Source organism: Kosakonia sp. YIM B13571 (genome assembly GCF_042788095.1).
Lineage (GTDB): Bacteria > Pseudomonadota > Gammaproteobacteria > Enterobacterales > Enterobacteriaceae > Kosakonia > Kosakonia quasisacchari.
Map to the genome: position 1 here is coordinate 15,461 of NZ_JBHZPL010000006.1, position 14,812 is coordinate 30,272.

Annotated in this window: 12 protein-coding genes; 7 read left to right on the top strand and 5 right to left on the bottom strand. The window is 55.2% G+C overall.

Annotation, left to right across the window (positions count from 1 at the left end; genetic code table 11):
- The first annotated feature begins 65 nt into the window (after nt 1-65).
- The 4 genes from parC (at nt 66) to ACFX4O_RS15495 (ending at nt 7,093) form a co-directional block, all read left to right on the top strand.
- The gene (gene parC, locus ACFX4O_RS15480) at nt 66-2,324 is read left to right on the top strand and encodes a DNA topoisomerase IV subunit A (RefSeq protein ID WP_380211566.1); all 2,259 of its coding nucleotides are present in this window, start codon (nt 66-68) and stop codon (nt 2,322-2,324) included.
- A 242-nt stretch (nt 2,325-2,566) separates the two neighbouring features.
- Entirely contained in the window at nt 2,567-3,304 is a 738-nt protein-coding gene (locus ACFX4O_RS15485; RefSeq protein WP_131407573.1) for a 1-acylglycerol-3-phosphate O-acyltransferase, read from the top strand.
- A gap of 71 nt (nt 3,305-3,375) precedes the next feature.
- A complete protein-coding gene (gene ftsP, locus ACFX4O_RS15490) occupies nt 3,376-4,788 on the top strand; it encodes a cell division protein FtsP (RefSeq protein WP_131407571.1) in 1,413 nt (470 codons plus the stop codon).
- 121 nt (nt 4,789-4,909) lie between these two features.
- Nucleotides 4,910-7,093: a YgiQ family radical SAM protein gene (locus tag ACFX4O_RS15495; RefSeq protein ID WP_131407569.1), complete on the top strand. Its 2,184-nt coding sequence runs from the start codon at nt 4,910-4,912 to the stop codon at nt 7,091-7,093.
- A gap of 109 nt (nt 7,094-7,202) precedes the next feature.
- Here the strand turns inward: ACFX4O_RS15495 and dkgA are convergent, their stop codons facing one another.
- Together dkgA and yqhD are read right to left on the bottom strand one after the other, a co-directional pair.
- The gene (gene dkgA, locus ACFX4O_RS15500; RefSeq protein WP_380211569.1) at nt 7,203-8,030 is read right to left on the bottom strand and encodes a 2,5-didehydrogluconate reductase DkgA; all 828 of its coding nucleotides are present in this window, start codon (nt 8,028-8,030) and stop codon (nt 7,203-7,205) included.
- 101 nt (nt 8,031-8,131) lie between these two features.
- Nucleotides 8,132-9,295 carry an alcohol dehydrogenase gene (yqhD, locus tag ACFX4O_RS15505; RefSeq protein WP_380211570.1) on the bottom strand — a complete coding sequence of 388 codons (1,164 nt, stop codon included), beginning with the start codon at nt 9,293-9,295 and terminating at the stop codon, nt 8,132-8,134.
- 196 nt (nt 9,296-9,491) lie between these two features.
- Between yqhD and ACFX4O_RS15510 the strand changes: the two genes are divergently transcribed.
- Nucleotides 9,492-10,391 (top strand): AraC family transcriptional regulator, encoded by a 900-nt coding sequence (locus ACFX4O_RS15510; protein WP_131407563.1) that lies wholly within the window; start codon nt 9,492-9,494, stop codon nt 10,389-10,391.
- Between the two features lie 35 nt (nt 10,392-10,426).
- On the opposite strand, the gene ACFX4O_RS15515 is transcribed toward ACFX4O_RS15510, so the two are convergent.
- Together ACFX4O_RS15515 and metC are read right to left on the bottom strand one after the other, a co-directional pair.
- Nucleotides 10,427-11,086: a DedA family protein gene (locus ACFX4O_RS15515; protein ID WP_131407561.1), complete on the bottom strand. Its 660-nt coding sequence runs from the start codon at nt 11,084-11,086 to the stop codon at nt 10,427-10,429.
- A 117-nt stretch (nt 11,087-11,203) separates the two neighbouring features.
- A complete protein-coding gene (metC, locus tag ACFX4O_RS15520; RefSeq protein ID WP_131407559.1) occupies nt 11,204-12,391 on the bottom strand; it encodes a cystathionine beta-lyase in 1,188 nt (395 codons plus the stop codon).
- Between the two features lie 252 nt (nt 12,392-12,643).
- Between metC and exbB the strand changes: the two genes are divergently transcribed.
- Nucleotides 12,644-13,375, top strand: a complete 732-nt coding sequence (gene exbB, locus ACFX4O_RS15525) for a tol-pal system-associated acyl-CoA thioesterase (protein WP_131407557.1) — start codon at nt 12,644-12,646, stop codon at nt 13,373-13,375.
- 6 nt (nt 13,376-13,381) lie between these two features.
- Nucleotides 13,382-13,807, top strand: a complete 426-nt coding sequence (gene exbD, locus ACFX4O_RS15530; protein ID WP_380211571.1) for a TonB system transport protein ExbD — start codon at nt 13,382-13,384, stop codon at nt 13,805-13,807.
- Between the two features lie 47 nt (nt 13,808-13,854).
- Here exbD and ACFX4O_RS15535 read toward each other — a convergent pair whose 3' ends face one another.
- Nucleotides 13,855-14,751 carry an SDR family oxidoreductase gene (locus ACFX4O_RS15535; RefSeq protein WP_131407553.1) on the bottom strand — a complete coding sequence of 299 codons (897 nt, stop codon included), beginning with the start codon at nt 14,749-14,751 and terminating at the stop codon, nt 13,855-13,857.
- Nucleotides 14,752-14,812: the final 61 nt, after the last annotated feature.

The window sequence follows — 14,812 nt, forward strand, 5'->3', positions numbered from 1 at the left end:
AAGGTAGTATCTGCGGCAATATTGCCGCCGCACAGGCGGGCGCATACGTTGAGGAATCACGATTAATGAGCGATATGGCAGAGCGCCTTGCGCTGCATGAATTTACGGAAAACGCATACCTGAACTACTCCATGTACGTCATCATGGATCGTGCGTTGCCGTTTATCGGTGATGGCCTGAAACCCGTTCAGCGTCGCATCGTTTACGCAATGTCAGAACTGGGGCTGAACGCCAGCGCGAAGTTCAAAAAATCCGCCCGTACCGTGGGTGACGTGCTGGGTAAATACCATCCGCACGGTGACAGCGCCTGCTATGAAGCGATGGTGCTGATGGCACAGCCGTTCTCCTACCGTTACCCGCTGGTCGATGGCCAGGGGAACTGGGGGGCGCCGGACGATCCGAAATCGTTCGCGGCGATGCGTTACACCGAATCCCGCCTGTCCAAATACGCTGAGCTGCTGCTGAGCGAACTGGGACAAGGCACCGTTGACTGGGTGCCGAACTTCGACGGCACGATGCAGGAGCCGAAAATGCTGCCTGCGCGCCTGCCGAATATCCTGCTCAACGGTACGACCGGGATTGCCGTCGGTATGGCGACGGATATTCCGCCGCATAACCTGCGCGAAGTGGCTAACGCGGCGATTACCCTGATTGAGCAACCGAAAACCACGCTCGATGAGCTGCTGGATATCGTGCAGGGGCCAGACTACCCGACCGAAGCGGAAATCATCACCTCCCGCGCTGAAATCCGCAAAATCTACCAGAATGGTCGCGGTTCGGTGCGTATGCGCGCGGTGTGGAAAAAAGAGGATGGCGCAGTGGTGATTACCGCGCTGCCACACCAGGTTTCCGGCGCGCGCGTGCTGGAGCAAATCGCCAACCAGATGCGCAATAAAAAGCTGCCGATGGTCGACGATCTGCGTGACGAATCGGATCATGAAAACCCGACGCGTCTGGTGATCGTGCCGCGCTCCAACCGCGTAGATATGGAGCAGGTGATGAACCACCTGTTCGCCACCACCGATCTGGAAAAAAGCTACCGCATCAACCTGAACATGATCGGCCTGGATGGTCGCCCGGCGGTGAAAAACCTGCTGGAGATCCTCACCGAGTGGCTGGCGTTTCGCCGTGATACGGTGCGCCGCCGCCTGAGTCACCGACTGGATAAAGTGCTCAAGCGCCTGCACATCCTCGAAGGTTTGCTGGTGGCGTTTCTCAATATCGATGAAGTAATCGAGATAATCCGTACGGAAGATGAGCCAAAACCAGCGCTGATGTCGCGCTTCGGTATTAGCGAAACGCAGGCGGAAGCGATCCTTGAGTTAAAACTGCGCCATCTCGCCAAACTCGAAGAGATGAAGATCCGCGGCGAGCAGGACGATCTTGCAAAAGAGCGCGATCAGCTGCAGGCGATTCTGGCCTCCGAACGCAAGATGAACAACCTGCTGAAAAAAGAGCTGCAGGCCGATGCCGACGCGTTTGGCGACGATCGCCGTTCACCGCTGCACGAGCGTGAAGAAGCAAAAGCGATGAACGAGCACGATATGCAGCCGTCTGAGCCGGTCACGATTGTGCTGTCGCAAATGGGCTGGGTGCGCAGCGCCAAAGGGCACGACATCGACGCGCAGGGGCTGAGCTACAAAGCGGGCGATAGCTGGAAGTCTTCAGTGAAAGGCAAAAGCAGCCAACCGGTGGTGTTTATTGATACCACCGGGCGCAGCTACGCTATCGATCCGATTACGCTGCCTTCCGCGCGCGGTCAGGGCGAGCCGTTAACCGGCAAACTGACGCTACCGCCGGGTGCGACCGTTGAGCATATGATAATGAGCAACGAGGAGCAGAAACTGCTGATGGCGTCCGATGCGGGTTATGGCTTTGTTTGTACCTTCAACGACTTAGTGGCACGTAACCGCGCAGGTAAAACGCTTATCAGCTTGCCGGAAAACGCAAAAGTGATGCCGCCGCTGGAGATCGAGAATGACAGCGACATGCTGCTGGCGATCACCGCTGCGGGCCGTATGCTGATGTTCCCGGTCAGCGAGCTGCCGCAGTTGTCGAAAGGTAAAGGCAACAAGATTATCGGTATCCCTTCCGCTGATGCGGCGACAGGCGCAGATAATCTTGCGCATCTCTATCTGCTGCCGCCACAAAGCACACTGACCATTCATGTTGGCAAACGCAAAATCAAACTGCGCCCGGAAGAGCTGCAAAAAGTGCAGGGCGAGCGCGGACGCCGCGGTACGCTGATGCGCGGCCTGCAAAAAATTGACCGCGTCGAGATTGACGCACCTTCCCGCCCAGGCGCGGGTGACAGCGAAGAGTAATCTTCGCCGTAAGGCTCCCCACCTTCCTGGTGGGGAGATTTTTCTGAGAAAATTTCCCGTAAAAGCGTTGTTAATTCGGGCATTGCGATTAACAATACGTTTTTTTAAAGGCCGCACACCCTACTGCGGCCTTTAAAAAAATAGCCCAGACCCGTTGCGGGTCGACGGCGGCACTGCCAACTTCAGCGTGAGGGTTCTGGCGTGTATATAATGCTCAAAGGTATGGGCTTCAGAGGTTTGCTATGCTATTCATTTTTCGCATCATCATTGTCGTCATCTACTCCATCCTGGTGTGTGTTTTTGGCTCTCTTTATTGTCTGTTCAGTCCACGTAATCCTAAACATGTCGCCACCTTCGGCCATCTGTTTGGCCGCCTTGCGCCGGTCTTTGGGCTGAAAGTCGAAACCCGTCTGCCGCAAGGTGCGGAAAAGTTCGGTAACGCTATCTATATTGCTAACCATCAAAGCAACTACGATATGGTGACCGCCTCCAGCATTGTGCTGCCGCCAACGGTCACCGTCGGTAAGAAGAGCCTGCTATGGGTTCCGTTCTTCGGCCTGCTTTACTGGCTGGCCGGCAACCTGCTTATCGATCGTAACAATCGTGCCAAAGCGCACGGCACTATTGCCGAAGTGGTGAAGCAGATCCAGAAACGCAATATTTCCGTCTGGATGTTCCCGGAAGGCACTCGCAGCCGTGGCCGCGGTTTGCTGCCGTTTAAAACCGGCGCGTTTCATGCGGCGATAGCCGCCGGTGTTCCGATCATCCCGGTGTGTGTTTCCAACAACGCGAACAAAGTTAACCTCAACCGTCTGCGCAACGGGCTGGTGATTGTCGAGATGCTGCCGCCGGTAGATGTTTCGCAATTTGGTAAAGATCAGGTACGCCAGCTGGCAACACATTGTCGCGAGCTGATGGCGGCAAAAATTGCAGAGCTCGATAAAGAAGTTGCAGAACGCGAAGCAACCGGCCGGGTTTAATCTGTTTTATTTCGCAAAACCGGAGGAGAGAAAACCTCCGGCGCATTGAGTCAGTTTTACACGGAGCAAATATGTCACTCAGTCGGCGTCAGTTTCTTCAGGCATCCGGGGTTGCGCTTTGTGCAGGCGCGGTGCCGCTGAGGGCAAATGCTGCCGGGCCGCAACCGCCGCTGCCCATTCCTCCGCTGCTGGAATCCCGGCGCGGTCAGCCGCTGTTTATGACCTTACAACGCGCGCACTGGTCGTTTGCCACCGGCACACGGGCGCAGGTTTCTGGCATTAACGGGCGTTATCTCGGGCCGACGATTCGCGTCTGGAACGGCGATGACGTCAAGCTGATTTACAGCAACCGGCTGGCGGAAAATGTGGCAATGACCGTTAGCGGTTTACAGGTACCAGGCCCGCTTATCGGTGGTGCGGCGCGCATGATGACCGCCAATAACGACTGGGCGCCGGTGCTGCCTATCCGTCAGAGCGCCGGGACGCTGTGGTATCACGCCAATACGCCGAATCGCACCGCCCAGCAGGTTTACAACGGGCTGGCAGGAATGTGGCTGGTTGAAGATGAGATCAGCAAATCCCTGCCGATTCCTAAGCATTACGGTGTGGATGATTTCCCGGTCATTATTCAGGATAAACGGCTGGATAATTTCGGCACGCCGGAATACAGCGAGCCGGGCAGCGGTGGATTTGTGGGTGATACGCTGATGGTTAATGGCGCGCAAAGCCCGTATGTCGAAGTGTCACGCGGCTGGGTGCGTCTGCGTTTGCTAAATGCCTCCAACTCCCGCCGTTACCTACTGCAAATGAGCGATGGCCGTGCGTTACATGTGATTGCTGGCGATCAGGGTTTTTTACCTGCGCCGGTCTCGGTTAAGCAGCTTTCACTGGCTCCGGGTGAGCGGCGTGAAGTGCTGGTGGATATGACCAACGGCGATGAAGTGTCGATCACGTGCGGTGAAGCGGCGGGCATTATGGATCGGCTGCGCGGCTTCTTTGAACCGTCGAGCATTTTGATCTCCACATTGGTGTTGACGTTGCGACCGACTGGCCTGTTGCCGCTGGTCACCGACACGCTGCCGATGCGCCTGTTGCCGTCCGATATTCAGGCCGGTACACCAACCCGCAACCGCGATATTACCCTGGGCAGCGATCCGGGCATCAACGGCCAACTGTGGGATACGCAGCGCATCGATATTACTGCTCAGCAGGGTACCTGGGAGCGCTGGACGGTGCGCGCGGAGATGCCGCAGTCGTTCCATATGGAAGGTGTGATGTTCCAGGTGCGCAATGTCAACGGTGCAATGCCTTTCCCGGAAGACAGAGGCTGGAAAGATACGGTCTGGATTGACGGGCAGGTGGAGCTGCTGGTGTGGTTTGGCCAGCCTTCGTGGCCGCATTTCCCGTTCCAGTATCAAAGCCAGACGCTGGAGATGGCCGATCGCGGTTCAGTAGGGCAACTGCTGGTGAACCCCGCGCCATAACTGACCTGGCCTGTTTGCTACGCGCTTATCAGGCCTTGACAAAATCCTCCTTCATTTCGTGCAAGTTTACGGCGTATAATCGCCGCCCTTTGATGATTTTTTTACCACTTTTGGAAGCAAGATGAGCGCAATATCCCTGATCCAACCGGATCGTGACCTTTTCTCATGGCCCCAGTACTGGGCGGCCTGCTTCGGCCCCGCGCCATTTTTGCCGATGTCGCGCGAAGAGATGGATCAACTTGGCTGGGATAGCTGCGACATCATTCTGGTAACGGGCGACGCCTATGTTGACCATCCGAGTTTCGGCATGGCCATTTGCGGTCGTATGCTGGAAGCGCAGGGTTTTCGCGTTGGGATCATCGCCCAGCCGGACTGGAACAGCAAAGACGACTTTATGCGCCTCGGTAAACCGAACCTGTTCTTCGGCGTTACCGCCGGCAACATGGACTCGATGATCAACCGTTACACCGCCGATCGTAAGCTGCGCCATGACGATGCCTACACGCCGGATAATGTTGCTGGTAAGCGCCCGGATCGCGCGACGCTGGTTTATACCCAGCGCTGTAAAGAAGCGTGGAAAGATGTACCGGTGATCCTCGGTGGTATCGAAGCCAGCCTGCGCCGTACCGCGCATTATGATTACTGGTCTGATACGGTGCGCCGATCGGTGCTGATCGATGCCAAAGCCGACATGTTGATGTTCGGCAACGGCGAGCGTCCGCTGGTGGAAGTGGCGCACCGCCTCGCAGCCGGTGAGCCGATCGGTGAAATCCGCGATGTGCGCAACACCGCTATCATTGTCAAAGAAGCGTTGCCGGGCTGGAGCGGCGTTGACTCCACGCGCCTTGATACGCCGGGCAAAATTGATCCGATTCCGCATCCGTATGGCGAAGATCTGCCGTGCGCTGATAACAAACCGGTTGAGCCGAAAGCGCAGGAAGCAAAACGCGTTACCGTACAGCCACCGCGCCCGAAACCGTGGGAGAAAACCTACGTGCTGCTGCCTTCCTTTGAGAAGGTGAAGGCCGATAAAGTGCTCTACGCGCACGCGTCGCGCATTCTCCACCATGAAACGAACCCCGGTTGCGCCCGTGCGCTGCTGCAAAAGCATGGCGACCGTTATATCTGGATCAACCCACCGGCGATCCCGCTCTCGACCGAAGAGATGGACAGCGTTTTTGCGCTACCGTATAAGCGTGTGCCGCATCCGGCATACGGTAACAGCCGTATTCCGGCCTACGAGATGATCCGTTTCTCAATTAACATCATGCGTGGCTGCTTTGGTGGTTGTTCTTTCTGCTCAATCACCGAACACGAAGGGCGCATTATCCAGAGCCGCTCCGAAGATTCGATCATTAACGAGATCGAAGCGATTCGCGACACAGTGCCTGGTTTTACTGGCGTTATCTCCGATCTTGGCGGGCCAACCGCCAACATGTATATGCTGCGCTGTAAATCGCCTCGCGCCGAGCAGACATGCCGTCGTCTCTCCTGCGTCTATCCGGATATCTGTCCGCACATGGACACCAACCACCAGCCGACGATCGATCTTTATCGCCGCGCCCGCGATCTGAAAGGTATCAAGAAGATCCTGATCGCTTCCGGCGTACGTTACGATCTGGCGGTGGAAGATCCGCGTTATGTGAAAGAGCTGGCGACGCACCACGTTGGCGGTTATCTGAAGATTGCCCCGGAACATACCGAAGAGGGGCCGCTGTCGAAGATGATGAAACCGGGAATGGGCAGTTACGATCGCTTTAAACAGCTGTTCGACACCTATTCTAAAGAGGCGGGTAAAGAGCAGTATCTGATCCCGTACTTTATCTCCGCACACCCCGGTACGCGCGATGAAGATATGGTGAACCTGGCGCTGTGGCTCAAGCGTCACCGTTTCCGCTTAGACCAGGTGCAGAACTTCTACCCGTCACCACTGGCTAACTCGACGACCATGTATTACACCGGGAAAAACCCGCTGTCGAAGATCGATTACAAGAGCGAAGAAGTGGTGGTGCCGAAAGGGGATAAACAGCGTCGTCTGCATAAAGCGCTGCTGCGTTATCACGATCCGGCTAACTGGCCGCTGCTGCGCCAGGCGCTGGAAGCGATGGGTAAAAAGCACCTGATTGGTTCACGCCGTGAATGCCTGGTGCCAGCGCCGACGCTTGACGAAATGCGCGAAGCGCGTCGCCAGAATCGCCAGTCGCGCCCGGCATTAACCAAGCACACGCCGATTGTGCATCAGCGCAGCAACGGTAAAAACGCTGCCGCTGCGCCGGCGAAGAAAAAAGCCCCACGTGTGCGTTAAGGCGTTAAGCACATAAAAATCCCGGCGAGATGCCGGGATTTTTGTTTTCTACAAACAAAAAAGCCACAACGGTTGCGTTGTGGCCTTCTGGAAAAATGACTGGATAAGATTAGCCGCCAAATTGATCGGGATCTGGCCCCAGCCGTTTACCGGCATCCAGTTTGGCGATCTCTGCCAGCTCGTCTTTATCAAGACGGAAATCCCAAACGTTGAAGTTCTCGGCGATACGCGCAGGCGTGACCGATTTCGGGATCACCACCAGACCGCTATCAAGATGCCAGCGGATCACCACCTGAGCAGGCGTTTTGCCGTATTTATCTGCCAGATCGCGAATAATTTTCTGATCAAACACCCCTTCGCCACCCTGTGCCAGCGGGCTCCAGGACTCGGTCTGGATTTTATGCGTCGCGTTCCAGGCATGCAGTTGTCGCTGTTGCATTAACGGGTGCAGTTCGATCTGGTTGATAACCGGGATCACGCTGGTTTCATCGATGATCTTTTGCAGGTGGTGGATCTCGAAATTACACACGCCGATACTTTTTACCAGCCCCTGTTTTTGCAGCTCGATCATGCCTTGCCAGGCCTCAACGTAATGATCAATAGCCGGAACCGGCCAGTGCATCAGATAGAGATCGACGTAATCCAGTTGTAGCTTTTTCAGGCTGGTTTTCAGCGCTTCGGCGGGATGTTTTTGATCGTCATTCCACAGCTTGGTGGTAATAAACAACTCATCACGCGGCACGCCTGCGCTGGCTAAGGCTTTGCCAACGCCCTCTTCGTTCTGGTAAGCGGCGGCGGTATCAATAGAGCGATACCCTACCTCCAGCGCCTTTTGGATGGCGGTTATCACTTCCTCGTTGCTCGCTTTCCACACGCCAAGACCCAGTTGCGGCATCAGGTTGCCGTCAGAAAGCTTAATCACGGTAGGATGTGTCATGCATTTCTCCTTTGAATAAGCTTACCGGGACGAGCCCGGTAAGGTGATGTGCATTAAGTGTGGTCGAAAAAACCAAAAACGGAAGGTGGGGCAATGAGACCTTAGCGTGCCGCTTCGTAAATACGACGGCTCACATCCAGCGTGATATCCTGGCGTTCGCCCAGTTTCGTCATGCCGTGCTCTTCCAGTTTCGCCAGCAGCGCCGGAATGGAACTGCCGTCCAGGCCATAACCTGAAAGGCGGGTCGGGACGCCCATACGCTCGAAGAAATTGCGCGTGGCTTCAATCGCCGCGTCAATGCGCTCGTTCTCAGAACCTTCTTTAATGTTCCAGACGCGCTCTGCATATTGCAGCAGTTTTTCGCGTTTGGTGTCCCGTTTCTCATTCCACAGCGCGGGCAGAACCACCGCCAGCGTCTGTGCGTGGTCAAGACCATGCATCGCCGTCAGTTCGTGGCCGAGCATATGGGTTGCCCAATCCTGCGGCACACCCGCACCAATCAGGCCGTTCAGTGCTTGTGTCGCCGCCCACATTACGTTGGCGCGCACATCGTAGTTTTCCGGTTCCTGCAACGCTTTCGGACCTTCTTCAACCAGCGTCAGCAGAATGCCTTCGGCAAAGCGATCCTGGATTTTGCCATCGACTGGATAAGTGACGTACTGCTCAACGGTATGAACAAAGGCGTCAACCACGCCGTTCGCCACCTGACGCGGCGGTAGGGTATAGGTGTAGACCGGATCCAGCACCGCGAATACCGGGTGAACGAACGGGGAGTGAAACGCCTGCTTGTCGCCGGTCGCTTTACGTGACACCACTGCGCCTGCGTTGGATTCTGAGCCGGTTGCCGGCAACGTCAGCACGGAACCCATCGGGATCGCACTTTTAATTTCGCCGCCGCGCGTTTGCAGGATGTGCCACGGATCAACGCCATCAGCATACTGAGCCGCAGCGGCGATAAACTTGGTGCCATCCAGCACGGAACCACCGCCGACCGCCAGCAGGAAGTTGATGTTTTCGTCTTTTACGACCTGTACCGCTTTCATCAGCGTTTCGTAGGTTGGGTTCGGTTCAATGCCGCTGAATTCACGCACATCCAGCCCTTGCAGCGCGCTGTAAACCTGGTCGAGTACGCCGTTTTTCTTCACGCTGCCGCCGCCGTAGGTGATCAGTACGCGTGCGCCTGCCGGGATTTGCTCACGCAGATTGGCAATGGCACCTTTGCCGAACAGGATGCGGGTCGGGGTATGCAGATTAAAATTGTTCATTGCTCGTTCCCTTCTTATTGAGGTGAAAAAAGAGTGTGGCGGTGATTTGCCCAATGGCGGTTATTGTGGGCGTGGGCAGGCGCGCTCTCAATGCACATTCCTGCCTATGTCTTGCCTGTTTCTCCATGAGACTGGAGAAAAAGCATAAAAATTTGCACACTGTACGGGTCGAAATAGCCTGCCGGAGTGGCGAAATATGAAGCGTGAAGAGATTTGCCTGCAGCTCACTGAGAAGATTAAGCGATTGAAAGTCAATGAAAACAGGCTTAATGCACTGCTGCCGGATATCCGCTTACTGTACGGTACTCAGCCGGGAACCCGTACGCCGGTGATGTACCTGCCGGGCATCGTTTTTCTCTTTTCCGGTCACAAAATTGGTTATATCAATGAAAGAGTCTTTCGTTATGACACCAATGAATATTTGCTGCTGACCGTGCCACTACCGTTTGAGTGTGAAACCTTCGCCACGCCGGACGTGCCGCTGGCGGGGATCCGTTTGAATGTCGATATTCTGCAATTGCAGGAGCTACTGATGGATATCGGCGAAGATGAATATTTTCGCCCGGATGTGGCGGCAAGCGGCATTAACTCGGCGGTGTTATCGGAAGAGATCCTCTGCGCCGCTGAGCGTCTGCTGGACGTGATGGAGCGCCCGCTGGATGCGCGTATTCTCGGCAAACAGATTATCCGCGAAATGCTCTACCACGTGCTAACCGGGCCGCGCGGCGGTGCGCTGCTGGCGTTAGTCAGCCGCCAGACGCACTTCAGCCTGATAAGCCGCGTGCTAAAACACATTGAAAGTCAGTACACGGAAAACCTCAGCGTTGACCAACTGGCGGCGGAAGCCAACATGAGCGTCTCGGCGTTTCACCATAACTTTAAATCGGTGACCAGCACGTCGCCGCTGCAATATCTGAAAACCTATCGTCTGCACAAAGCGCGCATGTTAATGGTGCACGATGGTATGAAAGCCGGGGCGGCGGCCATGCGCGTTGGCTATGAAAGCCCGTCACAATTCAGCCGTGAGTTTAAACGCTACTTTGGCCTGACGCCGGGGGAAGATGTGGCGAGAATTCGCATGATGCAGGGAATGTGAAACTTCCCCCTCTTCATGGCGAAGAGGGGAACGCATTATGCGCTGCAGTACTTTTTCTTCAGCACGACCGTGACCGCACCAACCAGACCAACAATCAGCAGGAATACCGGCAGCAGCATCAGGAAAGTCATCACCTGATCTTCATGGCGTTTCACAAATGGGATCATGCTGATGGCGTAGCCCAGCGAGGTCACCGCGCCGACCCACAGCAGCCCGCTCAGCCAGTTAAATAACTGGAAACGGCGGTTAGAGAGGCCGGAGATGCCAGCCATCGTCGGCAGCAGGGTGCGGATGAAGGCCAGGAAACGCCCCGCCAGCAGCGCCAGCAGGCCGTGACGGTCAAACATATAGGTTGCCCGCTCGTGATATTTTACCGGCAACTGCGATAGCCAGCTTTTCACCACGCGCGTATTACCAAGCCACTTGCCCTGGATATAGCTCAGCCAGCAACCGAGGCTGGCGGCGGAAGTGAGGATAGCTAAGGTAGCTACGAAATCCATGCAGCCGCGCGCGATCAGCGCGCCGGCCAGCAGCAGCAAGCTGTCACCGGGTAAAAACGAAGCAGGAAGTAGGCCGTTTTCTAAAAAGAGAGTGGCAAACATTACTAAATAAACAACACCCACAACATGTGGATTTGCCAGCGCAGCAAAGTCGTGATGCCAGAGCGCAGCAATAATATCTTGAATAACAGCCATGGACTTTCCCGTGGAACCGCGTAGAGGAGGCCATTGTACTCCAGTTCGCCTGAAACACCTTGATCGGGGGCGCAAGAAATGGAGAATTTTCTGAATACTTACGCCCGTAAACTTGGTTTACACGATGCGCTGGAAGCCTGCCACTAAATCCTCAATCAGATCGTCAACATTTTCTAAACCAATGTGTACTCGGATTAATGTGCCGGTGAAATCCACTTCACCGTCCGGGCGAATCGCCGCCAGTTGTTCCGGCTGGTTGGCAAGAATCAACGATTCATAACCGCCCCACGAATACGCCATGCTGAACAGCGAGAAGTGATCGAGGTAATTCGCCAGTTCTTCATTATTCAGGCGCTTATTCAGCACAAACGAGAACAAGCCGCTGCTGCCGGTAAAATCCCGCTGCCAGAACTCGTGACCTTTGCTGCCGGGCAGCGCCGGGTGATTCACGCGCGAAACCTGTGGATGTGCCGCCAGCCATTCGGCAATTTTCAGGCTGCTTTCGTGGTGCTGGCGCAGTCGCACACCCAGTGTGCGCAGCCCACGGCTGGTCATATAAGCCGTGTCGGCATCTACCATTTGCCCCATTAAATAAGCATTTTCGCGCAGTTGTTCCCAACAACGTTCGTTGGAAACCGCCGTACCGATCATGCCATCGGAGTGGCCAATCAGGTATTTGGTCGCCGCCTGAATTGAGATATCAATATCGAATTCCAGCGCCTTAAACAGAACGCCCGCCGCCCAGGTATTATCGATCATGATAATGGCCTCTGGTGCGACGCTTCGCACCGCCTGCACAATAGCCGGAACGTCGTGGACTTCCATGGTGATTGAGCCGGGAGATTCCAGGAACACCACTTTGGTGTTGGGCTGAATCAACCGCACGATGCTGGAACCGATCATCGGGTCGAACCAACTGGTGGTGACGCCCAGCTTGGCGAGAATTTTTGTGCTGAAATCCTGGCTGGGTTCATAGGCGGTGTTAGTCATCAACACATGATCGCCTTGTTCAACAAACGCCAGAATGGTGTTTGCCACCGCCGCCGCGCCGCAGGGGAAAAGCGCGCAGCCCGCGCCGCCTTCCAGTTCGCACATCGCGTCTTGCAGCGAAAAATGCGTGAGCGTGCCACGACGACCGTAAAACAGTTCGCCATTGGCGCGGTTACGCGTCGCGTGTTTTTTTGCTTCAACGGTCTCGAATACCAGTGAAGAGGCACGTTGGATAACGCTGTTCACCGACCCTTGCGTGTATTTTTTGCTGCGCCCTGCGTTAACCAGAGCAGTATCAAGATGCTTTGCTGTCATTCTCGCTCAACCTGTTTTTATACGTCTGGATGTCCAGACTACCATGATTGTCGACGGATGCCTCGCAGTGTTACATCGGGGGGGCGTAATTTTTCCAGAAAATGTTCAATGGGGTTTGTTTACTGCGTAAGCGCAAAGAAAATGGCTTTTAATTCAGGCACCATGCAAATACTAATGAGAACGACTATCAATTCGACGACTTTTTGATATGATGACGCACAGATTTTGTGATTTGCGTCTCGGAGATACACAGTGGGTAATAATTTGATGCAGACGGATCTATCCGTGTGGGGCATGTATCAACATGCCGACATCGTTGTGAAGGTGGTGATGATCGGCCTGATTCTGGCGTCTGTCGTCACGTGGGCGCTTTTCTTCAGCAAAAGCGTTGAGATGATTTCACACAAGCGCCGCCTCAAGCGTGAGCAGCAGCAGTTGGCTGAAGCCCGCTCTTTGGATCAGGCGAGTGAAATTGCTTCCGCTTTCCACGCCCGAAGCCTGAGCACACGGTTAATCAACGAAGCCCAGAACGAACTGGAGTTATCCGCAGGTAGTGAAGATAACGAAGGTATTAAAGAGCGCACCGGTTTTCGTCTGGAACGCCGCGTTGCCGCCACCGGCCGCCATATGGGGCGTGGGAATGGTTATCTGGCAACGATTGGCGCGATCTCTCCGTTTATTGGTCTGTTTGGTACCGTTTGGGGCATCATGAACAGCTTCATCGGTATTGCGCAGACGCAAACCACCAACCTCGCGGTTGTTGCGCCGGGCATCGCGGAAGCGCTACTGGCAACAGCTATCGGTCTGGTTGCTGCTATCCCGGCGGTGGTGATTTATAACCTCTTTGCCCGTATGATCGGCAGCTATAAAGCGACTCTCGGTGATATCGCCGCGCAAGTTCTGCTGCTGCAAAGCCGCGATCTGGATCTGGCCGCCAGCAACGCCCAGCCAGTTCGTACCGCGCAAAAATTACGAGTAGGTTGATTCGTCATGGCAATGCGTCTTAATGAAAACCTGGACGATAACGGCGAAATGCACGAAATCAACGTCACGCCGTTTATCGACGTGATGTTAGTGCTGCTGATTATCTTTATGGTGGCCGCGCCGCTTGCCACGGTCGATGTGAAAGTCAACCTGCCGGCATCGACCAGCCAGCCGCAACCGCGCCCGGAAAAGCCGGTTTACCTGTCGGTAAAAGCAGATAACACCATGTTTATTGGTAACGATCAGGTTACTGATGAAACGATGGTTAACGCGCTAAATACGCTAACCGAAGGTAAAAAAGACACCACCATCTTCTTTCGCGCGGATAAGACCGTGGATTACGAAACGCTGATGAAGGTGATGGACACGTTGCACCAGGCAGGATATCTGAAGATCGGCCTGGTAGGTGAAGAAGTCACGAAAGCGAAGTAATACGAAATCAATAAAAAAGCTGGCGAATGCCAGCTTTTTTATGCCTGTTATCCAAGGTGTTCGCCGCCCGTCACGCCATGCACTTCGGCGGTGACGTAGCTGGATTCCTGGCTCGCCAGATAGACATAAATCGGTGCCAGTTCCGCAGGCTGCCCGGCACGTTTCATTGGCGTTTGCTGGCCAAACTGTGGCAGTTTCTCCTGCGGCTGACCCCCGGCAATTTGCAGCGCTGTCCAGATTGGCCCAGGTGCGACGATATTTACGCGGATCCCTTTTTCCGCGACCTGCTTCGCAAGCCCTCGGCTGTAATTGAGGATTGCCGCTTTGGTCGATGCGTAGTCCAGCAGATGTGTGCTGGGTTGATACGCCTGAATAGACGATGTGGTGATGATGCTCCCGCCCGGTGGCAGCAGCGGCACGGCTTCCTGAGTTATCCAGAACAGCGCAAAAACGTTGACGGTGTAGGTTTGAGTAAATTGCTCTGTCGTCAGGTTGGCAATCTCTTCCACGGCGGTCTGCTTACCTGCCACCAGTGCCAGAATATCCAGCCCACCGAGCAGCTCTTTTGCCTTGTGCGGCAACGAGCGGGCAAAAGACTCATCGGTCAGATCGCCAGGAATTAACACCGCTTTGCGTCCGGCGGCTTCGATTTGTGCTTTCACCTGCCGGGCGTCTTCCTCTTCTGCAGGTAAATAGTTGATGGCGACATCCGCCCCTTCGCGTGCATAGGCAATAGCCGCCGCGCGGCCAATGCCGGAATCGCCGCCGGTCACCAGCGCTTTGCGATCTTGCAGCCGCCCACTACCGACATAACTGTTTTCGCCGCAGTCGGGAATCGGGTCCATCTTCGACTGTACGCCTGGCGTTGGTTGCCGCTGTTTCGGGTAGTCGCCAGTGTAGTACTGCGTGGTGGGATCCTGAATTTTCGTCTGGTTATTCGCCATTACGTACCCTCCATATCGGTTGTTGAGTACTTAAGGGTAGAAGCCTGAGCTGAAAATGCAG